Source organism: Thalassobaculum litoreum DSM 18839 (assembly GCF_900102465.1).
Taxonomy (GTDB): Bacteria; Pseudomonadota; Alphaproteobacteria; order Thalassobaculales; family Thalassobaculaceae; genus Thalassobaculum; species Thalassobaculum litoreum.
Map to the genome: position 1 here is coordinate 222,169 of NZ_FNBW01000002.1, position 23,587 is coordinate 245,755.

Annotated in this window: 24 protein-coding genes; 7 read left to right on the forward strand and 17 right to left on the reverse strand. The window is 68.4% G+C overall.

Annotated features, from left to right (window positions below; translation table 11 throughout):
* Window positions 1-52: 52 nt before the first annotated feature.
* Window positions 53-652: a PAS domain-containing protein gene (locus BLS34_RS04230; protein WP_215906038.1), complete on the forward strand. Its 600-nt coding sequence runs from the start codon at window positions 53-55 to the stop codon at window positions 650-652.
* On the forward strand, window positions 649-1,299 hold the full coding sequence (locus BLS34_RS04235) for an RraA family protein (RefSeq protein WP_028793845.1): 651 nt from the start codon (window positions 649-651) through the stop codon (window positions 1,297-1,299). Before BLS34_RS04230 ends, BLS34_RS04235 begins: the two co-directional genes overlap by 4 nt.
* Before the next feature lie 83 nt (window positions 1,300-1,382).
* Here BLS34_RS04235 and BLS34_RS04240 read toward each other — a convergent pair whose 3' ends face one another.
* The 9 genes from BLS34_RS04240 to msrP all read right to left on the reverse strand — a co-directional run bounded on the left by BLS34_RS04240 (window position 1,383) and on the right by msrP (window position 9,387).
* On the reverse strand, window positions 1,383-1,736 hold the full coding sequence (locus BLS34_RS04240) for a tRNA-binding protein (RefSeq protein WP_028793844.1): 354 nt from the start codon (window positions 1,734-1,736) through the stop codon (window positions 1,383-1,385).
* A gap of 310 nt (window positions 1,737-2,046) precedes the next feature.
* Window positions 2,047-2,478 (reverse strand): phasin family protein, encoded by a 432-nt coding sequence (locus BLS34_RS04245; RefSeq protein WP_028793843.1) that lies wholly within the window; start codon window positions 2,476-2,478, stop codon window positions 2,047-2,049.
* A 204-nt stretch (window positions 2,479-2,682) separates the two neighbouring features.
* Complete coding sequence (locus BLS34_RS04250; protein ID WP_093148394.1) at window positions 2,683-3,507, reverse strand: hypothetical protein; 825 nt, start codon at window positions 3,505-3,507, stop codon at window positions 2,683-2,685.
* Between the two features lie 104 nt (window positions 3,508-3,611).
* Window positions 3,612-4,763 carry a M24 family metallopeptidase gene (locus tag BLS34_RS04255; RefSeq protein WP_093148397.1) on the reverse strand — a complete coding sequence of 384 codons (1,152 nt, stop codon included), beginning with the start codon at window positions 4,761-4,763 and terminating at the stop codon, window positions 3,612-3,614.
* A 23-nt stretch (window positions 4,764-4,786) separates the two neighbouring features.
* Window positions 4,787-5,551 carry a peptidoglycan editing factor PgeF gene (gene pgeF / locus BLS34_RS04260; protein ID WP_093148398.1) on the reverse strand — a complete coding sequence of 255 codons (765 nt, stop codon included), beginning with the start codon at window positions 5,549-5,551 and terminating at the stop codon, window positions 4,787-4,789.
* 44 nt (window positions 5,552-5,595) lie between these two features.
* Window positions 5,596-6,681: a class I SAM-dependent methyltransferase gene (locus tag BLS34_RS04265; protein ID WP_093148401.1), complete on the reverse strand. Its 1,086-nt coding sequence runs from the start codon at window positions 6,679-6,681 to the stop codon at window positions 5,596-5,598.
* A gap of 10 nt (window positions 6,682-6,691) precedes the next feature.
* Complete coding sequence (gene lgt / locus BLS34_RS04270) at window positions 6,692-7,504, reverse strand: prolipoprotein diacylglyceryl transferase (RefSeq protein ID WP_093148674.1); 813 nt, start codon at window positions 7,502-7,504, stop codon at window positions 6,692-6,694.
* A 25-nt stretch (window positions 7,505-7,529) separates the two neighbouring features.
* Window positions 7,530-8,279, reverse strand: a complete 750-nt coding sequence (locus BLS34_RS04275; RefSeq protein ID WP_093148403.1) for an SDR family NAD(P)-dependent oxidoreductase — start codon at window positions 8,277-8,279, stop codon at window positions 7,530-7,532.
* A 106-nt stretch (window positions 8,280-8,385) separates the two neighbouring features.
* Window positions 8,386-9,387, reverse strand: coding sequence for a protein-methionine-sulfoxide reductase catalytic subunit MsrP (msrP, locus tag BLS34_RS04280; protein WP_093148405.1), 1,002 nt, complete (start codon window positions 9,385-9,387; stop codon window positions 8,386-8,388).
* 137 nt (window positions 9,388-9,524) lie between these two features.
* Here msrP and BLS34_RS04285 point away from each other — a divergent pair, with 137 nt between their 5' ends.
* Window positions 9,525-10,841, forward strand: coding sequence for an MFS transporter (locus BLS34_RS04285; protein WP_175474088.1), 1,317 nt, complete (start codon window positions 9,525-9,527; stop codon window positions 10,839-10,841).
* 212 nt (window positions 10,842-11,053) lie between these two features.
* Window positions 11,054-13,126, forward strand: coding sequence for an elongation factor G (locus tag BLS34_RS04290; protein WP_093148409.1), 2,073 nt, complete (start codon window positions 11,054-11,056; stop codon window positions 13,124-13,126).
* A gap of 11 nt (window positions 13,127-13,137) precedes the next feature.
* On the opposite strand, the gene BLS34_RS04295 is transcribed toward BLS34_RS04290, so the two are convergent.
* The 3 genes from BLS34_RS04295 to BLS34_RS04305 form a co-directional block, all read right to left on the reverse strand.
* Complete coding sequence (locus BLS34_RS04295) at window positions 13,138-13,443, reverse strand: 4a-hydroxytetrahydrobiopterin dehydratase (protein ID WP_028793834.1); 306 nt, start codon at window positions 13,441-13,443, stop codon at window positions 13,138-13,140.
* Window positions 13,444-13,560: 117 nt separating this feature from the next.
* Window positions 13,561-14,715, reverse strand: coding sequence for a patatin-like phospholipase family protein (locus tag BLS34_RS04300; protein ID WP_084618762.1), 1,155 nt, complete (start codon window positions 14,713-14,715; stop codon window positions 13,561-13,563).
* On the reverse strand, window positions 14,715-15,500 hold the full coding sequence (locus BLS34_RS04305) for a 3-hydroxybutyrate dehydrogenase (RefSeq protein ID WP_093148410.1): 786 nt from the start codon (window positions 15,498-15,500) through the stop codon (window positions 14,715-14,717). The genes BLS34_RS04300 and BLS34_RS04305 overlap by 1 nt, the downstream gene beginning before the upstream one ends.
* Before the next feature lie 159 nt (window positions 15,501-15,659).
* Here BLS34_RS04305 and BLS34_RS04310 point away from each other — a divergent pair, with 159 nt between their 5' ends.
* Window positions 15,660-16,106, forward strand: a complete 447-nt coding sequence (locus BLS34_RS04310) for a metallopeptidase family protein (protein WP_028793831.1) — start codon at window positions 15,660-15,662, stop codon at window positions 16,104-16,106.
* Window positions 16,107-16,214: 108 nt separating this feature from the next.
* Here the strand turns inward: BLS34_RS04310 and BLS34_RS04315 are convergent, their stop codons facing one another.
* Complete coding sequence (locus tag BLS34_RS04315) at window positions 16,215-16,976, reverse strand: SDR family NAD(P)-dependent oxidoreductase (RefSeq protein WP_093148413.1); 762 nt, start codon at window positions 16,974-16,976, stop codon at window positions 16,215-16,217.
* A gap of 102 nt (window positions 16,977-17,078) precedes the next feature.
* Here BLS34_RS04315 and BLS34_RS04320 point away from each other — a divergent pair, with 102 nt between their 5' ends.
* A complete protein-coding gene (locus BLS34_RS04320) occupies window positions 17,079-17,543 on the forward strand; it encodes a DUF3429 domain-containing protein (protein WP_028793829.1) in 465 nt (154 codons plus the stop codon).
* A gap of 278 nt (window positions 17,544-17,821) precedes the next feature.
* Here the strand turns inward: BLS34_RS04320 and BLS34_RS04325 are convergent, their stop codons facing one another.
* The 3 genes from BLS34_RS04325 to BLS34_RS04335 are packed head-to-tail and all read right to left on the reverse strand — an operon-like array spanning window position 17,822 to window position 21,441.
* Entirely contained in the window at window positions 17,822-18,781 is a 960-nt protein-coding gene (locus BLS34_RS04325; RefSeq protein ID WP_093148414.1) for a D-2-hydroxyacid dehydrogenase, read from the reverse strand.
* Entirely contained in the window at window positions 18,771-20,579 is a 1,809-nt protein-coding gene (locus BLS34_RS04330) for an adenylate/guanylate cyclase domain-containing protein (RefSeq protein ID WP_175474089.1), read from the reverse strand. The genes BLS34_RS04325 and BLS34_RS04330 overlap by 11 nt, the downstream gene beginning before the upstream one ends.
* A 28-nt stretch (window positions 20,580-20,607) precedes the next feature.
* Window positions 20,608-21,441, reverse strand: a complete 834-nt coding sequence (locus BLS34_RS04335) for a ferritin-like domain-containing protein (RefSeq protein WP_093148419.1) — start codon at window positions 21,439-21,441, stop codon at window positions 20,608-20,610.
* A 108-nt stretch (window positions 21,442-21,549) separates the two neighbouring features.
* Between BLS34_RS04335 and BLS34_RS04340 the strand changes: the two genes are divergently transcribed.
* Window positions 21,550-22,953, forward strand: a complete 1,404-nt coding sequence (locus BLS34_RS04340; RefSeq protein WP_093148421.1) for a M20/M25/M40 family metallo-hydrolase — start codon at window positions 21,550-21,552, stop codon at window positions 22,951-22,953.
* A 153-nt stretch (window positions 22,954-23,106) separates the two neighbouring features.
* Here the strand turns inward: BLS34_RS04340 and BLS34_RS04345 are convergent, their stop codons facing one another.
* Entirely contained in the window at window positions 23,107-23,559 is a 453-nt protein-coding gene (locus tag BLS34_RS04345) for a tRNA (cytidine(34)-2'-O)-methyltransferase (protein ID WP_028793825.1), read from the reverse strand.
* Window positions 23,560-23,587 lie beyond the last annotated feature (28 nt).

Sequence of the window (23,587 nt, forward strand, 5' to 3'; positions counted from 1 at the left end):
CTAGGTGAAGAGCGTGTCCCCTTCCAAGAGCTCTCCCGTTGTGGATGCCGATGTGACGACGTCGGGCCGTCTGGTGGGCCTTCCGTCGCTGTCGACCGCCTGGACCGTCACAGTGGTGCCGGGCAACGACGGCGTGCCGCCGGATATAGAGCGGCGTCGGTACGACGCGACCTACGACAGCCTGGAGGTTCAGGAGCGGCCGCGGCACGACGGTGTCGCCGATTTCGCGGCGCTCTGGGGTTCCAGGCGCCAGGGTGCCTGCCTGCCGTCGCGCGGGGATTTTCCGGTGGAGGATCTGAAGCGCTGGTTCGGCCATGTGCTGATCATGGATGTCGGACCGGATGCCGAGGATTTCCGCTACCGGATGATCGGGACCGACATCACCGCCTTCCGGGATCGCGACTACACCGGCAAGTGGATTTCGGAATGCAGCTTCGGCGAATCCCGGGAGTCCATGGTCGCCACCTTCCGCAATCCCGTCCTCCAGCGCCGACCGGTCTTCCGCTGCGGCTGGGTGCAATGGCCGGTGGACGGATCCTGGCGCAGCTTCGATAGTGTCCACTGTCCGCTCGCGACGGACGGTCGCACGGTCGATATGACCATCGGCGTGCTCTACTTCGATGCGTTTCCCCCGCCTGGACTGGAAGAATGACGGATATTGCCTCGCTGGTCGCCGGATTCCGCGACATCGCAACCCCCACCATCGCCAATGCCCTCGACGAGCTCGACCTGAACGGCGTGATCACCGGTCTGAACGCCGTGGTTCCGGGGACCAAGGCCGTCGGCCCCGCCGTCACCGTGCGCCAGCAGACCGGCGCCAAGGGCACCTTCCCGGTGGAGGACTTCAAGGTCGGTCACATGATCGAAGCGGCCGGTGCGGGCGACGTGATCGTCGTCGACAACGGCGGCAACCCGGTCTCGACCTGGGGCGGCATGGCGAGTTACGCGGCCAAGATCCAGGGCATCGAAGGCCTGCTGGTCGAGGGCGGCGTGCGCGACTGGGAGGAGCAGCAGGAGTTCCGCTTTCCGATCTTCGCCCGCCACATGGTGCCGACGCCCGGCAAGACCCGCCTGAAGGTGGAAGCCATCGGCGAGCCGATCACCATCGAGGGCGTGCTGATCCGGCCGGGCGACCTGATCGTCGCCGACGGGTCCGGCATCTGCGTGATCCCGATCGACCGGGCCGCCGAGATCCTGGAGATGACCCGGCGCTACGCCGACGACGACGCCCAGGCGATGAAGGAAATGGACAACGGCCTCACCTTCCGCGAGGCGCTGGCCAAGTTCGCCAAGATCTGAGGCGCTCCAACCACCCTCACCCCATTCCCCGGCCCAGGGCCGGGGGAGTCATCTGGGTCGGAAATGCCCGTTCGCCCCGCCGCTCAGTGCAGGCGGCCGCCGTTCGGGACCTTGGTGGTCGGGGAGACCAGAACCACCGCACCCTCCTCGTCCATGAAGCCGAGGGTCAGCACCTCGCTCATGAACGGGCCGATCTGGCGCGGCGGAAAGTTGACGACCGCGGCGATCTGCCGGCCGACCAGTTCCTCCGGGGTGTAATGCACGGTGATCTGGGCCGAGGTCTTCTTCACCCCGATCTCCTCGCCGAAATCGATCCACAGCTTGATCGCCGGCTTGCGCGCCTCCGGAAACGGCTGCGCCTCGACGACCGTCCCAACCCGGATGTCGACCTTCAGGAAATCGTCGTAGGTGATCTCCGGTGCCCGCGCGTCCGCCATGTTCGCTCCCGACTGATTGGCTGCCACAGGCAGTGCCGGTAGCACGCGCCACCGTCCGACCGCAACCATGCGGCGCCGCCCGCAGTCCTGCTAGAGCGGATCGTGCGGTGGCGAGATCACTTCGTGATCGCGTCAGCGTGCGTGAATCTGCTCTATCTTATTGGTTTAGAGACAAATTCACCGACCATATTGAATCATAAAATGATTCAATATGGTCGGATTTGGCTCTAGAAACGAAAAGGGGCCGCCCGATCGCTCGGACGGCCCCTGCACCTCGCGCCCCTCGGGACAGGGCTTGAGTATCGCGTGATTACGACTTGGTCTTCTCGATCGCGGTCTTGACCTCGTCGAGCGACTCCATGATGCGCTTGTTGATGATGCCCGACGCCTCGGCGTTGGACTTCGCGACCATCTCCTGAAGCTCCTTCAGGTTGCCCAGCGCCTGCTCGAGGGTCGACTTGGCGATCGAGGCCTGCTGCGCCAGCTTCTCTTCCGGCGCGCCCTGGGTGGCGATCGCCTGCAGGTTCGACTGAACCTCGACGATGGCGGCCTGAGCGATCTCGCTCTGGCGCTTCATGATAGCCTGCATGCCCTCGGCGGCGATCTGGTTCGCCTGCGCGATCGCATCGAAATTCTTCTTGTGGGCGGCGACGATGCCGTCGACATCCACGTTCGGGATCTTGAACTCGCCCATCATCTTCTGAACGTCAAAGTCCATGAAGGGGTTCTTGAACTCGGCCATTTCCACTCTCCTCTTTGAACGGCTGGGAACTTGCGGGAGGCAGGCCCAGCCGGCGCAGTCGTTGCTGCACTGCACAATCACCACAGATAAATGGGACCGGTGCGGACCAGAGTCAATCGAATTTTGTGCGCTGCAGCATAAAATGCGCAACTGCAGGCGCCGAGCAGGGCGAAAGCCGCGGAGTTCGGCCGGAAACCGGCTGATCTACTGGCTCGAAATGAGCTCGAGATGACGCTCGATCAGGGTCACGATCCCGGGCACCGCCGCCTTGGCGATCGGCGAGGCCACCGGCCCCCAGTCCGTGTCCAGGGCCCCGGACGCGACCGTGTTGGACTGGTCGATCGTACCGAGCTCCCGCCCGATGCCGTCCATCACCGTCCAGGAGATCTTCACCAGATCGCCGCCGAGCTCCTTCGGCTCGATCGACACGTAGCCCTGGACAACGAACCCGTCGGGCGGCGGGAAGTCGGCGACCGCGACATCCGCCCGCTTCAGGGCGAAGGCCATGGCCCGGCGCAACATGTCGTTGCCGTTGCCCGGCGCGCCGCCGACCTCGTAGACCGTCACGGAGAACGGCGGCGGCTCGATATCCGTGCGCCGGGCATTCGGTACGATCCAGCGCGCGACCTGGGTCACCGCCTGCTCGAAGCGGGTGTCGCTGGCGATGGCGTCCACCCGGGTACCGACGATCTCGCCGTTCGGCCGGCTCAGGGTCCAGATGATCTTCAAGGCCCCGTCGGCCTGCCGCTCGCCCGACGTGCTGAGCATCAGGCTGGACCGGTTCGACGCGTTGGAGCTCGCCGCCACCCCCCGCTTCTGCAGCGCGTCGACGGTCATCTCGGTGATCAATTCGGCGGTGTCGTCGGGGACGCCGACCATCGGCCACACGAGCACGCCCTCGGTCGCCGGAGCGATCAGGAACGGCGCCTTGGCGAGGTTCGCCTCGTCCTTGGAAAAGGGCTGCGGCAGTTGCCCGCAACCGGCTAGGACAACGAGCGCGAACAGCAGGAAGAGCAGACGCACGATCATACGATGACGCAGCTCACCAGCAGGCCCAGAAACAGGAAACCGAGAAAGATCCACAGATGCGGCATGGCGGTGGTATGCCGCGCCGCACCCGGTCTTGCCAAGAGCTACTTGGTCACGAGTTCGAGCGGCATGGCCGACAGCCGTTCCGGCGCGCCGTCGGTGACGATGACCGTCTCGCCCAGGGACATGGCGAGCTGGGCATCGCTGTCCATCAGGATCATGTGCAGGAAGAACACCATGCCCGGTGCCGCCTCCACCGGATTGCCGTGATAGAACATCGGGAAGTCCATCCAGATCGGCGCGAACACCGCCCCCAGGGAATAGCCGCAGGCGTTCAGCCGGGCATGGCGCAGGCCGTTGGCGTCCATCACCCTGGCATGGGCGTCGAACACCTCGCCGATCGGCCGGCCGGGGCGCAGCGCGGCCTTGCAGGCCTCCAGCGCCTCGGCGCAGGCGTTGAACATATGGACCTGGTGATCCGGCACCGGTCCGACCGGGATCGTGCGCATCATACAGGCGTGGTAGTGCCGGTATGCCCCGGCGAACTCCAAAGTGAGTTGGTCCTGCGTCGCCAGGGTCTTACGGCCGGTGAAGTAGCGGCACAGCAGGGCGTCGCCGCCGCTGCCGATGATGAACTCGTTGCCCGGGTAGTCCCCGCCGCCCTTGAACACCGCCCCCTGCATGGCGGCCAGGATCTCGCCTTCGTCCACCCCCGGCCCGGTCAGCCGATGCGCCTCCTTCAGGGCGTCGTCGGCCAGCACGCCGGCGCGGCGGACATACTCCAGCTCCGCCGGCGACTTCACCAACCGCAGCAGCGACACCAGCTCCGAGGCGTCCTCCAGGGCGGCGAAACCGTCCAGGGCGGCGTCCAGCCGCTTGCCGTTGCGGGCGTTCAGTCCATAGGCGTCGTACTCCACCCCCAGACGCGTGCCGCGCGCGCCGACCTCCGCCAGCACCTCGCGCAGGTCGTCGGCCGGGGTCGCCCCATCGCGATCGACCCAGATGCGGATGTCCTCGATCGTGGAGGTGTTCTGCGCCTGGCGCAGGTCCGGCGCGCGGGTCAGCAGCACGACCCTGCCGTCAGACCCGAGATACAGGCACTGGAAGAAGCAGAACCCGAAGGTGTCGTAGCCGGTGAGCCAGAACATGCTCTCCTGGCGGAACATCAGCAGCCCGTCGAGGCCGGCCTTCTCCATCGCCGCCAAAGTCTGGGTCTTGCGCGCGTCGAACTCGGCGCGGGTGAAATGCAATGCCATTGTGCCCCCCTGGGAACGGGCGATCAGACGCCCAGCGTGATGGCGGCGAGCTGCCGCCCGTAATCCGGCTCGCCCCGGTGGCGGGACCGGCGGTAGCTGAAGAAGTTGGCCTCGTCCCGGCAGGTGTCCGAGGCCATGCGCACGACCTCGCCGAGGCCGAGGCGCGAGAGCCGGTGCACCAGATAGCCGGACAGGTCGAACAGGAAATGCCCGTCGCGCTCCGCCTTCTCGAAGAACCGTCCGTTGGCCGAATCCTGCTCCAGGAAGGGGGCCGGGAATTCCGGGCCGACCTCGTAGGACTCCACGCCGATGCAAGGGCCGACCGCCGCCTTGATCCCGTCGGCACGCACGCCGAGGTCGATCATCGCGTCGACCGTCGCGTCGCAGACCCCGTCCAGCGCGCCGCGCCAGCCGGCATGGGCGGCGCCGATCACCCGGTCGCCAGGGGCGGCGAACAGTACCGGCGCGCAGTCGGCGGCGAGCGCCCCGATCACGATGCCCGGTCGGTTGGTGACCAGGGCATCGGCCTCGCGCTTGGCATCCGGCTCGGCGGTCTCGTCGATGACGACGACCTTGTTGGAATGGATCTGGTGGTTGGTGAACAGGGTGCCCGGCGGCATGTCCAGGGCCGAGGCGGCCCGCGCCCGGTTCGCCTCCACCGCTTTGGGATCGTCGCGCGACCCGCGCCCGCAGTTCAGGGAGGTGTACAGACCACGGCTCACCCCGCCGCGGCGCGAGAAGAAAGCGTGGGCGATGCCGTTTTCGTCGAAACCGTCGATCTGGAACAAGAACCGTGTCTCGCTGTCGGCCGATCCTGGTGTCGGGCCGGGGCCTAAGCCTCGAACCCGGGCGGGGGGCTGGCCGCCGGACCGGTCCAGGCTGCGACCTTGAACAGGGTGCCCATTTCGCCGGGGTCGATCAAGCGGACCTTCGCCGCCTCGATATCGCGTGCCTGCGCCGGTGTCGCCCGTGCGGCCAGTGCCTCGGCCCGCTGGGCGATGCCGAGGGCGGAGAGGAAGACGCCCTGGGAAAGCGGACCATGGGCCACCCCACCCGCCTGGGTCACCGCCCGCGCCAGGGCGGCGAAGTCCACATGGGCGGTTACATCCGCCTCGCCCAGGGTCGACAGCACGTCCACCGGCTCGTGCGCCTTGACCGCCTGCAGGGTGTCGCCAGCGGCGCTCTCGCCGTGACCGTAGTCGATCACCAGCGCCGCCCCGCCCTCGCGCACGACCCGCCGGGCCAGAGCATCGGCCACCGACAGGGAGGTCGGCGATACCTCCGCGATCTCCCCGGGCCGGGCGCTCATCAGCACGCTGGGATGCAGCAGCGCCGCCAAGGGGCTGATCCCCGGCGTCAGGGTCCAGATCGGCGCACCGCCCTCCGGATCGAAGGCCAGGCGCCGCTCGTGCCATCCGGCGCCCGTGCGCATGAGTTGGACGATCGGCAGCGCGTCGAAGAACTCGTTGGCGATGACAATGGCTGGGCCGTCCGGCACGCCGGAAATGTCGTCATGCCAACGCGGCGCGTAGCCGGAGAGCGCGCGGCCCTGCATCTCCCGCAGGGTCCGACTCGCCTCCACCAGATGGAGATCGGCCGCCGCATGGAAGCCCGGAACCGCGCGGGTGGCGCGCAGGGCGTCGGCCATCAGCGTGCCACGTCCGGGGCCGAGCTCGACCAGATGCACCCGGCCGGGCGACCCCATCTGCTGCCAGACCACCGCCGCCCATAGTCCGATCAGCTCGCCGAACATCTGGCTGACCTCGGGCGCGGTGACGAAATCGCCGGCCGCGCCGAACGGATCGCGGGTCGCGTAGTAGCCGAAGCGCGGATGGGTCAGGGCATCCGCCATGACGTCGGCAACGGAGAGCGGCCCTTCGGACGAGACCCGCCGGCGCAGATGATCGAGCAGGCTCATTGGCAGCCGGTCACTTCGAGACGACGGGGTCCCGCCGCGCCGCCCACAGAATGATCGCGGTCCCGACGACGATCATCGGCAGGCTGAGGATCTGCCCCATGGTCACATGCGGCAGGATGAAGCCGAGCTGCACGTCCGGTTCGCGGAAGAACTCGCAGATCGTCCGGGCGATGCCGTAGCCGGCGAAGAACGCGCCGATGACGATGCCCGGTTTCCGTCGGATGCTCTCGCGCCGCGCCAGCAGGAACAGCACGACGAACAGCAGCAGTCCTTCCAGGGCGGCTTCGTAGAGCTGGGAGGGATGGCGCGGGATCGGCCCGCCATGGGGAAACGCCATGGCCCAGGGCACGTCGGGAGCCACCCGGCCGAACAGCTCGCCATTGATGAAATTGGCGATCCGCCCGAAGAAGATCCCGATGGGGGCGGCGGCGGCGACCAGATCGCCGATCGCCAGCATGGGCGCCCCCACCTTGCGGGCGAACAGGGCGGTGGCCGCGACCACGCCGAGGAAGCCCCCGTGGAACGACATCCCCCCCTGCCAGACCATGAAGATCTCGAGCGGATGGGAGAGGTAGTAGCCCGGGTTGTAGAACAGCACGTAGCCGAGCCGCCCCCCCAGCACGATGCCGAGGGTGGCGTAGAACACCAGATCGTCGATCAGCTTGGCCTCGAAGAAGACCGGCCGGCGCCTGGCCAGCCAGACCGCGTATTTCCAGCCCAGCAGGATCCCGGCGATATACGCGAGCGCATACCAGCGGATCGCGAACGGCCCGATGGCGATCGCGACCGGGTCGATCACCGGGAACGGAATGGCTGGCAAGATCATGGCTCGGCCTTCGCGGCAGGTGTCAGTGCGCGCTCGCCCCGCTCTCGGCCGGATAGATCGCGCCGGTGATCTTTCGTGATTCGTCGCTGGCGAGATACAGCGCCAGATAGGCGATGTCATCCGGTTCCATCGGTCCCATCAGGGATTTGATGGCGATCGGGTTGGTTTCCGGGTCGAGCATCGCCGCCACCCGCTCGGTCAGCACCATGCCCGGCCCGATGGCGTTCACCCGGATGCCCGCCGTGTGCCACTGCATGGCCAGCGCCTTGGTCAGCGCGATCACCCCGCCCTTGGCCGAGGAATAGGCGTCGGCCCCGGCGGTCCCGGTGAGCGCCCGGATGGACGTGGTGTTGATGATCGAGCCGCCACCATGGCGCTCCATATGCGGGATGGCGAACCGGCAACCCAGGAACGGGCCGAACAGGTCGACCGAGATGGTGCGCCAGAACTCGTCCAGCGGCATCTCGGTCACCTTGCCGTCCTTCGGCGTGGCGCCGCCGGCATTGTTGTAGAGCACGTCGATCCGGCCGTGGCGTTCCACCGTGCCGTCGATCAGGGCGCGGACGTCATCCTCCTTGGAGACGTCGGTGGTCACGAACTCGGCCGTCCCACCGGCATCTCGGATCGCGGCGGCGGCGGTCTCGCCGAGATCGGCCTTGACGTCGGCCATCACCACCGTCGCCCCCTCGCGGGCGAACAGCGCCGCCGAGGCCTTGCCGATGCCGGCCGCCGCCCCGGTGATGATCGCGATCTTTCCGTCGAGCCTGCCCATGTCTTTCCCTCCCTGCTTTTTCGGTCGGGGCGCCGAAGACGACAAAGCCGGCACCGCACGGCGGTCCCGGCCCTATCGGTTCAGCGCGCCCCGTTGCCGGGGAGGATCACATATAGAGGCTCTCGCCCTCCAGCCCCTTATACAGGTCGGCCACATACTCCCCGTAGCCGTTGTACAGGAGCGTCGGCACCTTATCGCCGGATCCCAGCACCCGTTCGGACGCCTGGCTCCAGCGCGGATGGGAGACCTCGGGGTTCACGTTGGCCCAGAACCCGTACTCGCTGGCCTGAAGCTCCTCCCAGAACGAGACCGGGCGCTTGTCGGTGAAGGTGAAGCGGACGATCGACTTGACCGACTTGAAGCCGTATTTCCAGGGCACCGCCAGCCGCAGGGGCGCCCCGTTCTGGCGCGGGATCGGCTTGCCGTAGAGGCCGGTGGCGATGAAGGCCAGCTCGTTGGTGGCCTCCTCGATCGTCAGCCCCTCCACATAGGGCCAGGGATACCAGACCTGCTTCTGCCCCGGGGCGATGTCGGAATTCTGGAAGGTCTGCATGACCACGTATTTGGCCGAGGACAGCGGCTTGGCGTACTCGACCAGCGACTTCAGGGCGAAGCCCGACCACGGCACGGTCATCGACCACGCCTCCACGCAGCGGTGGCGGTAGACCCGCTCCTCCAAGGGCATGGCGGCCAGCAGATCGTCGATGGCGACGGTGCGCTCCTGCTCGACCATGCCGTCCAGGGTCACGGTCCAGGGGCGGATCGGCAGATCCTGCGCGGCGCGCCAGATGTTCTTGGACGAGCCGAACTCATAGAAATTGTTATAGGTGGTCGCCAGATCCTCCTCGGTGATCGGCCGGTCGACCGTGTAGCGCTCGTTGCGTTTCACGGGATACAGCCCGGCGGAGGGGTCCGGCGGCAGGTCGGCCAGTTGGACGGCCTCGTTGTCGGCGGACGCCTCGTCGCCGCAGGCGGCCAGTGCGCCGGTCCCGGCCAGCACCGTGCCGATGCCGAGGCCGCGCAGCAGCGCGCGGCGGTTCATGTACACGCTCTCCGGCGTGGCGAGGCGTTCCGGCAGTTCCCACCCCTTGGGCCGCTTGATCAGCATGGTCACGCACTCCCTTGTCGCATTCGTATCAGACAGGTAGCGCGCGGCGTCGCGCACGCCAAATCAACTCGGGGTGAGAGGCTTTCCCCAGTCGCAGGGCCTTTGCCTTTTCGCGGCCGCAGTCCATGTTTGACCGAATGACGACCGACACGCCCGCCCCCGCCCCCTCGAAACTGATCCATCTGCTCGCCGGAGACGCGGCCGACGCCCTGGCCGCGCAGCCGAAGGCGACACGCGCCTATCTGCTCAACGTGGCCAATGGCGCCTGTACGAAACTGGCGGAGAAACTGGCCGGGCCAGACCTGGTGCTGCCGTGGCTGCTGGGCGCGATCGGCGCGCCGTCCGGGATCGCCGCCATGCTGATGCCGGCCAAGCAGTCGGGCTCCCTGCTGCCGCAGCTCATGATCTCCGGCTGGATCCGCACCCGCCCGCGGCGCAAGTGGGTCTGGGTCGCCGCCGGTGCCTTCCAGGCGCTCTGCCTGACCGCGATGGTCGCGGCCGCCCTCTGGCTACCCGCCGCATCGGCCGGGTGGAGCATCGCCGGCCTCCTGCTCGCCTTCAGCATCGCCAGCGGCTGCGGTTCGGTCTCTTTCCAGGATGTGACGCCGAAGACCGTTCCGTCGGGCGCGCGCGGCCGGATGCTGGCGAACCGGTCGGCCATCGGCGGCGCCTTCGCGCTGGCGACCGGCATCTGGCTCTCCACCGGCGTCAAGGGCACCGACGCGCTGGCCCCGCTGCTGACCCTGATCGGAGCCGCGGCCGTGCTCTGGGCAGCCGCTGCCATCCTGTTCGCCGCGATCCCGGAGGAGAAGAGCGAGCCCGGCGAGGGACGCGACCCGCTGGAGGAGATGCGCCGCGGCCTCGCCCTGATGCGCCAGGTCACCGGCTTCCGCCGTTTCCTCGCCGCTCGCTCGGCGCTGCTGTCGATCGAGGTCGCGACGCCGATCTTCGTCCTGTTCGCGCAGGAACACGCGGGCGCAACCCTCGACGATCTCGGGTTCTACATGGTGGCGACCGGTCTGGCGGCGGTGCTGTCGAGCCCGTTCTGGGGTGCCTTCTCCGACGACTCCGCCCGCAAAGTGATGACCACCAGCGCGGCGCTCGGCGTGGTCGCCGCGGCCGCCGCCCTGGCGCTACCGGCGCTGGTGCCCGAAGACATCCGGCATTGGGCATTCGCGGGCGTGTTCCTGGTGCTGGGCGTGGCGGTGGCCGGGGTTCGGCTCGGGCGCAAGACCTATCTGGCCGACGGCGCCCCGGAGAACGAGCGGCCGCTCTATATCGCCTTCTCCAACACCGCCGCCGGGATCGTCGCCATCGGCTTCATGGGGCTCGGCATCGTCACCGAGGCGACAAGCGTCGCGACCACGGTCGTCGTGCTCGGCGGGCTCGCGGGACTGGGCTTCGTGCTGTCGCGCACCATGCCGAAGGCCAGCCGGATGGCGCCATCCGGCTGACGGGCCGCGGGGCGAGCCGACGGGCGGGCGAATCGGCTTGCACCCTCGCCTTGGGAGTCCTTCAATACCCGGACATAGACGCCGGTCGTCCCGGCGCTTGCCATCGGGTCCTCGGGGCGGCCTCGGGCACATGACCCGGGACACCCCCGTTTAGCGCCTTTCCCAGGCCTCCCTCGGGGATCTCCACCCGGGCGAGCGAAGGGAGAGACAGCATGGCCTCCAATCCCAACGGCACACCCGGAGCGACAGAACGCGGCAGAGAAGGTGGCGGCGCGACCCGCTGCGCCGCGATCCTCGGCCCCTACCAGTCCGGCAAGACCAGCCTCCTCGAGGCCCTGCTCCACGCCACCGGCACCGTGGAGCGCAAAGGCACGGTCAAGGACGGCAACACGGTCGGCGACACGGCCCCCGAGGCGCGGGAGCGCGGGGCGAGCACGGAGCTGTCGATCGGCCACGGCACCTATCTGGGCGACAGCTGGACCTTCATCGACACGCCCGGCGGCATCGAATTCACCCTGGATTCCCGCCACGCCTGCATGATCGCCGACGTCGCCGTCGTCGTTGTCGAGCCCGAGGCGGCCAAGGCCGCGGCCGCCGGCCCGATCCTGAAGTTCCTCGACGACCACGACATCCCGCACGTGGTGCTGATCAATAAGATGGATCAGGCGTCCGAGAGCGTGCGCGACATCCTCGCCGCCCTGCAGGGCTCCTCATCCCGCCCGCTGGCGCTGCGCCAGGTGCCGATCCGCGACGGCGAGAAGGTGACCGGCTATGTCGATCTGGTGAGCGAGCGGGCCTACCGGTACCGCGAGGGCGAACCTTCCGCCCTGATCGAGCTGCCCGGCTCCGTTGCCGGCCGCGAGGCCGAGGCCCGCAATGAGCTGCTGGAGACCCTGGCGGATTTCGACGATCACCTGCTGGAGCAGCTGCTGGAGGAGATGGATCTCGACAAGCAGGAGGTCTACGCCCATCTGGCCGAGACCCTGAGCGCCGACAAGCTCGTACCGGTCCTGCTGGGCGCCGGCGAGCATGACCATGGCGTGCAGCGCCTGCTGAAACTGCTGCGCCACGAGACCCCGGACCACACCGCCACGGTCGAGCGACGCGGCCTCGGCGACGGCGAGGTGCCGATGGCGCAGGTGTTCAAGACCATCCACGCGCCGCATATGGGCAAGCTGTCCCATGTCCGAATCTGGCGCGGCACGGTGAAGGACGGCGACACCCTGAACGGCGCGAAAGTCTCCGGCATCTATGCCGCCAGCGGCGGCAAGCTGGACAAGCGCCCCTCGGCCGCCCCCGGCGACGTGGTGGCGCTGGGCCGCATGGACCCGATCCAGACCGGCGACGTGCTGACGCCGAGCGGCGGCATGCCGGATAGCGGCCTCGGCTGGCCGGAGGTGCCGCAGCCGGTCTTCGCCCGGGCGTTGAGCGTGTCGGAGCGTAACGACGAGGTGAAACTGTCCGGCGCGCTGGCCAAACTGGCCGAGGAGGACCCGTCGCTGCTGGTGCGCCAGGACCAGGAGCTGGGCGAGCTGACGATCTGGGGGCAGGGCGACACCCATCTGCGGGTGACGGTGGAACGGCTGAAATCGCGCTTCAAGCTGGATGTGAGCCTGAGCGAGCCGGCGGTCGCCTACCGCGAGAGCATCCGCAATCCGGTGGACGAGCACGCCCGCCACAAGAAGCAGTCGGGCGGCCACGGCCAATTCGCCGATATCCGCATCAGCGTGGAGCCCACTTCCCGCGGATCGGGCTTCGCCTTCGCCGAGAAGGTGGTCGGCGGCTCGGTGCCGAAGAACTATATCCCGGCGGTGGAGGAAGGCTGCCGCGAGGGCTGCAAACGCGGCCCGCTCGGCTTCCCGGTGGTGGACGTGAAGGTGACCCTGACCGACGGCCAGCATCACTCCGTCGACAGTTCCGACATGGCGTTCAAGATCGCCGCCCGCTCAGGTCTTCAGGATGCGCTGGCCAAGGCCGGCCCGGTGCTGCTGGAGCCGATCCATCAGGTGACCATCGCCGTGCCGTCGGAAGCGACCAGCAAGGTGCACGGCATCCTGTCGTCCCGGCGCGGGCAGATCCTGGGCTTCGACGCCAAGGACGGCTGGCCCGGCTGGGACGCGGTGACCGCCTATCTGCCCGAGGCGGAGATGCACGACCTGATCCTGGACCTGCGGGCCCAGAGCCAGGGGCTGGCGTCCTTCACCTGGACCTTCGACCACCTGCAGGAGCTGACCGGCCGGCTGGCCGACAAGGTGGTGGAGCATCACATGGCGGCGGCGGGGTAGCGCCCCGGCCGCTACTTCGCCCCGGTCTGCGAGGCCGCCACGTCCATGTACTCGGCCAGTTCGATATCCAGCGTCGTGACCCCGCCCACGTCATGGCTGCTGAGCTCGACCACGACCTTGTTGTAGGCGTTCGACCAGTCCGGGTGGTGGTCCATGCTCTGCGCCCTGATCGCCACCCGGGTCATGAAGCCCCAGGCGGCCTCGAAGCCGTCGAACTTGAAGGTCTTGGTGATCGCCTTGCCGTCCTGCGCCTCGGCCCATCCATCCATGGCGGCGAGTTGGGCGGTGCGGTCGTCGGCGGTGAGTTTCTCGGCCATTGCGGTGTCGTCTCCCGTCCGGTTGGGTGTTGGATTGGCGCGGGACCGGAAGCGGCCCCGTCCCCGTCAAGGTTGGGGCAGGTCACCGCGATGCAAGGTGCCGGCCGGAGGGCGCGCCTACAGAAACGTGCCCCGCACGTCGATCGAGGACTGGGTGCCGACACAGCCGAAGCTCTCCTCCAGCCAGGTGGTCGCGACGGTGCGGCCGATGTCGCGCAGATGGTGGAGGAACGCCCGCTCCGCGTTGAGCTTGGAGGACGCATGCATGTCCTGCATCTCCTCCGACGCCTCGATCATGTGGATGCGGGTCACCCGGTACGCCTCCGGGTCGAGCTTGCCGGCGGCGATCAGCCGGTTCACGAAATGGATCGCCCGCATCTCCCGCATCAGGGTGGAGTTGAATGAGATCTCGTTCACCCGGTCCATGATCTCCCGCGCGTCCGTGGGGACGGTGTCACGGTACATCGGGTTGATCTGCACGATGACGATGTCGCGGCACTCGGAATTGTAGATCAGCGGATACAGGGCCGGATTCCCCATATACCCGCCGTCGTAATAGTGCTCGCCCTCCACCTCCACCGCCTGGAACATGGTCGGCAGGCAGGCCGAGGCCATGACCGCGTCGATCGACAGCTCGTGATTCTCGAACACCCGGATCTTGCCCGAGCGCACGTTGGTGGCGCTGATGAACAGCTTGATGTCGGCCTCGTGCCTGGCCTTGTCGATATCGACCAGATCCACCAGCACATCGCGCAGCGGATTTATCTTCAGCGGATTGGTCTGGTACGGCGACAGGAACCGGCTGAGGAAATCCAGCGTCAGGTAGCCGGGCGAGCTGTCCACCCGCCAGTTGCCCAGCAGCCGGTCCGTCCAGGTACGCTGGATCGGGCTGAACCGGCCGGCGTCGGCGACCGCCTCCCAGAAGGCGTCAAGCTTGTCGCGGGCCCCCTGCCGCCCGTTCTCCGCCCAGCCGGCCGCAAGGACGACGGCGTTCATCGCACCGGCACTGGTGCCCGAGATGGCGTCGAAGGTAACCCGCGGGTCTTCCAGCAGCGCATCGAGCACGCCCCAGGTGAAGGCCCCGTGCGAGCCGCCGCCCTGGAGCGCCAGGTTGATCCGCTTGACCTGCGGGCCGGCCTTCGAGCGGGGCCGCTTCGGCTCGACGGCCGCCTCCGCCTCCGCGCGGAGCCGGGCCGGAACCTTGGCCTCGTGGCGGGCGGGATCGTCCTTTCCGTCCGACCTGCGCCCCGGGGATTTGGGGCGGGGAGCCATCAGCGGGCGACCCAGCCGCCATCGACCTGCAGAGCGGCCCCGGTGATCGAGCCCGCATGATCGCCGGCCAAAAACACCGACAGCGCGCCCAGATCGTCGACCTCGACGAATTTCTTGGTCGGCTGGCTGGCCAGGATGACCTCACGTACGACCTGTTCCTCGGTCATGTTGTTGGCCTTGGCCTGCTCGCCGATCTGGCCTTCCACCAGCGGAGTCTTCACAAAGCCCGGGCAGATCGCGTTGCAGGTGATGCCCTGCTCGGCGGTCTCCAGCGCCACCACCTTGGTGAAGCCGACGACCCCGTGCTTGGCGGCGACATAGGCGGCCTTGTACGGAGAGGCGACCAGACCGTGGGCCGAGGCGATGTTGATGATCCGGCCCCAGCCGCGCTGCTTCATCCCCGGCAGGGCGGCCTTGGTGGTGTAGAAGTTGGACGACAGGTTGAGGGCGACGATCAGCTCCCAGCGGTCCTCGGGGAACTCGTCGACCGGCGCCACCGTCTGGATACCGGCGTTGTTCACCAGGATGTCGACCTTGCCGAATGCGGCCTCCGCGTCGGTGACCAGCTTCTTCGCCTGGTCGCCCTTGGTCAGGTCCACGCCGCTGAAGGCGGCTTTCACGACGAACTCGGTCTCCAGGCCGGCGCGGATCTGCTCGATCTCCCCCGCATCGCCGAAACCGTTGAGCATGATGTCGGCGCCGGCGCCGGCGAGCGCCCTGGCGATTCCGAGACCGATGCCGCTGGTCGATCCGGTGACGACGGCGGATTTACCCTTGAGGCTCATGTCGATTTTCCTCTGGTTCGTGGGACGGCGGATTGGGCCGGCCGAGAATACGTTGCACCGCACAAATTGAGACGCTTCGGCACGGGTACAACCCTATCAGCCCGTCCCCGCGGTGCGGCAAACTTTCCCTGTGCCGCGGAAGCGGTTATAGCTGCGCTCATGTGCGCACAGAAAGCCCGTCCCGGAATCCTCGCCCCCACCATCGACCAGATGGCGGCGCTGGCGGAAGACGCCCTGTCGAACGTTCCCCAGGAGCTGCTGAAGCCGCTCTCCGGGCTCGCGATCCTTGTCGAGGACTTCCCCGACGAGGAGATCTGCGAGGCCATGGACCTGGAGACGCCGTTCGACCTGCTCGGCCTGTACCAGGGGGTGCCGCTGGGTCACCGCTCGACGGGGGAGACGCCGGCCGATCTCGACCGGGTGTTCCTGTTCCGCCGCTCGATCCTCGACTACTGGATCGAGAGCGGCGACGACCTCTACTCGGTGGTGCGCCACGTCCTGATCCACGAGATCGGCCACCACTACGGCTACAGCGACAGCGAGATGGAAGAGCTGGAGCGCCTTGCCGAAGAGGAAGAGACCAACGCGCCGGCCGGGCGGGCATAAACACCCGTCGTCCTGAACTCGATTCAGGACCAAGCCGCCCACGCCGACGGGCCGAGCCCAGATCCTGACATGCGTCAGGATGACGGGATGGGTGGAGGCGCGGCGCCCCTACTTCGCCCCCATGCGGATCGCCCCATCCAGCCGAATCGTCTCGCCGTTGAGCATCGGGTTGTCGACGATGCTCTCCACCAGCCGGGCGAACTCCTCCGGCTTGCCGAGGCGCGAGGGGAACGGGATCTGGGCGGCGAGGCTGTCCTGCACCTCCTGCGGCATGCCGAGCACCATCGGCGTGCCGAAGATCCCCGGCGCGATGGCGCAGACCCGGATGCCGGTGCGGGCGAACTCGCGGGCCGCCACCAGGGTCAGCGAATGCACGCCCCCCTTGGACGCGGCATAGGCCGACTGGCCGATCTGCCCCTCGAAGGCGGCCACGCTGGCGGTCGACACGATGACCCCGCGCTGGCCGTCGCCGTCCGGCTCGTTGCCGGCCATGGCCGCGCCGGCGAGGCGGATCAGGTTGAAGCTGCCGACCAGGTTGACGTCGATCACCTTCTTGAAATCGGCCAGATCCATCGGCCCGTCGCGGCCGACGATACGCTTGGCGGGCGCGATGCCGGCGCAGTTCACCAGCACGAGGGGCGCGCCATGGGCCTCGCCCGCCTGCGCCACCGCCGCTTCGGCCGAGGCCGCGTCGGCGACGTCGCAGGACAGCGCCAGCCCGCCGATCTCGTCGGCCAGAGCCTTGGCGGCATCCAGGTTCACGTCGAGCAGCGCCACCTTGGCCCCGCGCACCGCCAGCGCCCGCGCCGTCGCCGCCCCGAGGCCGCTGCCGCCGCCCGTCACCAATGCGCCCTTGCCCTTGAGATCCATCGTCTTCCTCCGGTCGCGGTCTATCTGTTCACGCGGCACCGGTGATATCAGATCGCGCCGGACCGCACGAGCCACGCCGCATGAGATGGAGACCCAGACCCCATGGCGACCCTGAGCGATATCCCGACCCCCGCCCGAACGCTCGGATTCGCGGGCGCCCTGCCCTTTATCGCCGGGGCGGCCGGCGTCTGGGTGCTGGAGACGCCCTGGGACTGGGTCGTGCTGAACGCGCAGGTCTATTACGGCTGCGTGATCCTCTCCTTCCTCGGCGCGGTGCATTGGGGCCGCGCGCTGGGCGGCGGGATAGAGGGCGGCATGGAGGGCGAGGCGCTGTGGCGGCCGCTGGCCTGGAGCGTGACGCCCTGCCTGCTGGCCTGGGTCGCCGCCTTCGCCAAGCCGGACCTGGCGCTCGTGATCCTGATCGGCGGGCTGGTCGCGGCGTTCATGGTCGACCGCTCGGCCACGGCGCTGGGGTGGTTCCCGGCCTGGTACGGGGTACTGCGGAAGGTCCTCTCGGCCATCGCGGTGGCCAGCCTGGGGGCGAGTCTGATCAAGGTGCTCGCGTAAATACCGAAACCGCTCCCTCCTCTCGTCTCCCCGGCCATGCGCCGGGGTCCCGGAAAGGGATGTGATGGAGCGTTGGGGATCATCCTGAAACGCTCCAGCACGCTCTGGGCTCGGTCCCGGCTCAGGGCCGGGAAGACGACATGGAGAGGATCGAGCGCCTCAGTACCCCCGCTCGCGGTCGACCTGGAGCGTTGGGAATCATCCTGAAACGCTCCAGCACGCTTTGGGCTCGGTCCCGGCTCAGGGCCGGGAAGGCGACATGGAGAGGATCGAGCGCCTCAGTACCCCCGCTCGCGGTCGACCTGGTGCAGCAGCGCGCGGCCGTCGAGATATCTGGCCGTGTTCTCCACCACCAGCCCGGCGACGATGGCGTCGCGGTCCGGATGCAGGCCGCCCACATGCGGCCATACGCTGATCCCCGGCGTGGTCCAGAACGGGTCGTCGCTCGGCAGCGGCTCCTGCCGGAACACGTCGAGCACCGCCCCGGCTATGGCACCGCCGGTCACGGCGGCGATCAGGTCGGCATCGACCACCGTCGCGCCGCGCCCGAAATTGAGGAACCACGCCCCCGGCTTCATCGCCGCGAAGCGCTCGGCGTTCAAGAAGTCCACGGTCTCCGGCGTCACCGGCAGCAGGTTCAGCACGAAATCGGACTCCGCCAGCATCCGGTCGGTGTCCTGCGGCGCGTAGACGGTGTCGACATGCTCGACCTCGCCTGGCGAGCGGCGCACGCCGACCACCCGCAGCTCCAGCGCGGCCGCCTTGCGGGCCAGCTCCGCGCCGATGGTGCCGAGGCCGAGGATGCCCAGGGTCTGGCCGGCCAGCGGCACGGCGACCCGGCGAGTCCAGGTCGACGAAAGCTGGTCGATGGCGGCGGCGGCGATCGGCTTGGTCGCATGGAACAGGGCGGCCAGGATGTTCTCTGGCATCTGCACCCGGTGCACGCCCTTGGCCGCGGTCAGCAGCAGGCCATCGGACAGGTCCGGGCGGGACAGCCAGGCCTCCACACCGGCGGTGGTGGTCTGCACCCAGCGCAGTTTCGGCATCTCGGCCAGCAGCCCGGCCGGCGCGCCCCAGGCCAGCATCATCTCGGCCTCCGCCTTCTGCGCGTCGCTCGGTGCCTCGGACCGGTCGATCCCTTCCAGCCGGAGCCGGTCGCCCAACCCCGCGACGGCGAGCGCCTCCACATAGATCGGCGCGCCGTCGGTCCACAGCAGCATCAGCGGCTTATCCGCCATTCGTCTTCTCCTCAACAACTGGATCGCCGGGAAGCCTCACGACCTCGACCGGCTCGGCGATGCCCCGGACCCGTGCGCGCTCGCGCCGACCCTCCGCCACCAGCGGGGCGACGGACGGGTCCTGGGCGAGCTGGCCGCTCACCACCACCTCTCCGCCGGCGGCGAGCCCCTGGACCCGGGCGGCCAGATTCACCATGGAGCCGAAATAGTCCAGACGGTCGTTCAGCGTGACAGCAATGCTGGCGCCGGCATGAACGCCGATCTTGATGGAGATCGCCTCGCCGCCCTGGTCCCGGTTGAACGCCTCGGTACCCTGCTGCACATCAAGCGCGGCACGCACCGCATCCGCCGGCTCGGCGAAGGCGGCCATCACCGAGTCGCCGATGGTCTTGACGATGGCCCCCCGGTGGCCGCGCACGATGCGGCCGAGATAGGCGAAGTGCTCGCGGACCAGATGGTAGGCGCTGGCGTCGCCGATCCGTTCGTACAGCGCGGTGGATCCCTTCAGATCGGTGAACATCAGGGCGATCTGGGCGATCGACACCTGATCGCCCGGATGCAGAACGGCATTGGAGAACAGGTCCCTGAACGCCTGCAGGGTCGTGACCTCGTGCGCCGTCAGCGCGTCGGCCACCCAGGCGCGGGATTCCACCACAAGGGTGCGGCGCGCGGCGCCCTGATTCTCCAGCGTCACGGTGCCGGGCGCCGACGGCTCGCCGGCCTGGACGACCGCCCCGTTCACGATCACCCTCGGCGCCGGCCCGTCGATCGCCACGTCGCACTGTCCGCCGGTTTCCAGTGTGCGGTACCGGTAGGCGCCGGGCGCAAGATCGGCCGGGACGGTCCGGCTCTCCCCCGGGTCCAGGGCGACCTGCAGGATCACATGCGGCATCGACATCGGTCCGAACAGGCAGAACTCGCCGTCCTGTACCGGCCGGACCGCCGGGGCCGGCTGGAAGCTGAGCTCAACGTTGCGGGAGAAGTCGCGGTCGTAGGTGATGTTGCAGGAGTCGCAATGGGCGGTCTCGGGCACTTGATCGAGCGACGAGGCGGAGAGCTTGGCGCCGCGGCAGCGCGGACAGAGCAGGTCCCAGCGCGATTCGAGCAGCCCGTCCCGGACCGCCTCCAGGCAGAGTTCGATGACCGGCAGGTCCTCCTCTCCCCACTCCCGGGCGAGCCGGCGCGGACGCATCCGGATCAGGTCCATTTCCTGCGCGTCGAGAACGTAGTCGGCCAGCCGGGTCCCCAGGCCGTGCCCGTTCGGGCTGGCATTGATCTCGGCGACGATCCGCTCCAGGCGCAGCGCACGCGCCTGGTCCAACACCACCCGCTTGGTCAGAAAGGGGCGCTTGCTGGCTCCCGCCGCGAACTGGCGAAGATCGTCCACCAACCTGTCGAAATTCTTCCCGGCGTCGTCAAAGAAGCGGGTCGCCAGCAACAGGCGGCCGATCAGATTGGCCGGCGCCGCTTCCATGCGGTAGATACAGCGGCATCCACCCGGCGTCGGTTCGAACTCGGCGGTTGCGATCAGCACGGCCAGGGGGCCGCGGGAGAACCGCCGTTCGTGCCGGAACCAGCGATCGGTCACCCATTCGACCGGAATCTCCTCCCAGGCCAGGGTGAACGGACCGGCCTTGGCTTCGGCGAAGAACCGGACCGTGCCGTCGGCCTGTTCGACCTCGCGGATCCGATGCTTGGGAAGACCCGCCGCCTCGTTGATACGCCCGGTATCGGCGAACAGCGGCCATATCACGTCCGGCGGCTGATCGAACTCCCACACAATCGTATGGCTTTTCATGGGCGAATGGCTCTTCACGGGCCTCTCCTCACTCGGCGGCGCCCCGCTGGCTGTCGAGATACTCATCGCCGAGCGGACCGTAGAAGGCCGCGTCGAACCCGGCCGCCTCGCGCGACGGGATGTTGAACGGTGGCTTCACCCCGCCGCGGAACCGGGCGCGCACGATCGCCTGCCAGGTGGCGACTGGCTCCAGCTTGCGTTCCGCGCAGAGATGGTCGAACCAGCGCTTGCCGACGGCCACATGGCCGATCTCGTCGTCATGGATGACCTGCAGGATGTCGGCAGAGGGATCGTCGCCGACCTCGCGCAGCTTGGCGATCATCGGCGGGGTGACGTCCAGGCCGCGCGCCTCCAAAACCAGCGGCACCACCGCCTGGCGGGCCAGGGGGTCGTCCGCCGTCTCCACCGCCGCCTGCCACAGCCCGTCATGGGCCGGCAGAGCACCATAGCGTGATCCCAGCGCCTCCAGGCGGTCTGCGATCAGCAGGAAATGCTTCGACTCCTCGTCCCCCACACGCACCCAGTCGTCCGCATAGGCGCGCGGGAAGCCGGCGTCGGGAAACCGCGCGACCGCGTCCCAGGCGAGATCGATGGCGTTCAGCTCGATATGCGCCAGCGCGTGCAGCAGGGCCACCCGGCCGCGCGTCTCGGCAGTGATCTTGCGCTTCTTAACCCGCCTGGGCGGCAGCAACGGCGGCTCATCCGGCCGACCCGGCCGGTCCGGCGGAAAGACGGAATAGGCAAAGGGCAGCGCGCCGGACCGCCAGGCTGCCGCGGCGCGACGGCCGAGTTCGGCCTTCGCCCGGGCATCGGCGGTTCGGAGGACCGCGACGGCGGCCTGGCTGAGATCGGAGAACTCCATGGCGGGACATGATGTAGCGCGACTGCGTATTCCGTGCACCCGCCGCGACGCTTATGCTCACACCCAAGCCCCGACTAGGGCGTTTATCCAATGCAGAGGTGAGTCCCTATGACTACGCGTGAAGCCGCGCTCGATGCGGTGCGGGAGTATTTCGACACGGGCGGTTTCCGCACCGAACTGACCGAACGGGTGGCCGTTCAGACATCGAGCCGCGAGGAGGAGCATCGCGCCGACCTGATGGATTATCTGGACCGGCTGATGCGCCAGCGCTTCGAGGCGATGGGCTTCAGCGTCGAGATCCATCAGAACACGCTGCTCGACCGCGCGCCGTTCCTGGTCGCCAAGCGGATCGAGGATCCGAGCCTGCCGACCCTGTTCTGCTACGGCCACGGCGACACGGTGCCGGGCGAGGAAGGCCGCTGGGCCGACGACCGCAACCCGTGGCGCCTTGAGGTGGCAGACACGCCGTCCGGTGAGCGCTGGTACGGCCGCGGCACCGCCGACAACAAGGGCCAGCACGCCATCAACATGGAGGCGATGCGTCACGTCATCGAGACCCGGGGCAAGCTCGGCTACAACGTCACCTTCCTGATCGAGATGGCCGAGGAGATGGGCTCGCCGGGCTTGGCGGAATTCTGCCGCGACAACAAGGAGATGCTCGCCGCCGACCTGCTGATCGCGTCGGACGGGCCGCGCTTCTCGACGGACGGGCCGGACATCAAGCTCGGCACCCGCGGCGGGCTGAACATCCGCTTCCGCCTGGAATACCGCGAGGGCGGCCACCATTCCGGCAACTGGGGCGGCCTGCTGGCCAACCCGGCGATCGTGCTGATGCACGCACTGACCGGCATCGTCGGCCGCGAGGGCAAGATCCTGCTGCCGGAGCTTAAGCCGGCTCAGATCAAGAACTCGGTGCGCGACGCACTCGGCCACGTGAAGGTCGTCTCCGGTCCCGACGATCCCGAGATCGACCCGTGGTGGGGCGAGCCGGGGCTGACCCTGGCGGAGAAGGTGTTCGGCTGGAACACCTTCGAGGTGCTGTCCTTCATCACCGGCGACCCGGAGAAGCCGCAGAACGCCGTGCCGCCCTTCGCCGAGGCGATCTGCCAGATCCGCTTCGTGGTCGACACCGACCCGGACGTCTTCCTGCCGACGATCCGCGAGCATCTGGCAGCCAACGGCTTTGGCGACATCACCGTGGAGCCGGCCCGCATGTCGATGCTGCGCGCCTCGCGGCTCGATCCGGACCACCCGGCGGTGCCGTGGGCGGTCGCGTCGATGGAGAAGACCACCGGCAAGACGGTCACGGTGATCCCCAACGCCGGCGGCTCCCTGCCGAACGACATCTTCCTCAACGGCATCGGCATGCCGACGATCTGGGTGCCGCACAGCTATACCGGCTGCTCCCAGCACGCCCCGAACGAGCATGTGCTGCCGCATCTGATGCGCGAGGGGCTGGAGATGATGACCGGCCTGTTCTGGGATCTGGGCGAGGGTTTCCCGGGAAAGTGAGGTAACGTCGGCAGACCGGGGCACCGGGTCCCGGTCCGCCCCCGGATCAAGTCCGGGAGCGACCGGGATGACGGGTTTGGGATCCGCGTCTTCCCCGCATCGTCATCCCGGACAGCCCCGGACTTGATCCGGGGATGGGCCGTGACCGTGCCCCTACCCCGGCCAACCGCCGGTCTGACGCAGGCCTTCGGACAGCAGGATCCCCGCACTCACAGCCACGTTGAGCGACCGCGCCCCCGCCACCATCGGCACCTTCACCGCCAGATCGGCCGCCGCGTGCACGTCGTCGGGCACGCCGGCGCTCTCGCGGCCGAGGATAAGATGATCCTCCGCGTCGAACCGCGCGTCGGGGAGCGTCACCGCGCCCTTCGTGGTCGCCAGGACCAGCCGTCCCGGCTCCCGCGCGGCCAGGAACGCGTCCCACGAGCTGTGCCGTCGCACCGCGGCGAATTCCAGGTAATCCATGCCGGCACGGCGCATCCGGCCCTCCGACCATACGAAGCCGCAGGGCTCGATCACATCCACGCCGACACCGAGGCAGGCGGCAAGCCGAAGGATCGTTCCGGCGTTCTGGGGGATGTCGGGCTGGTACAGGACGAGGCGCATAGCCGCATCTAAACGCCTCGCGATGCTT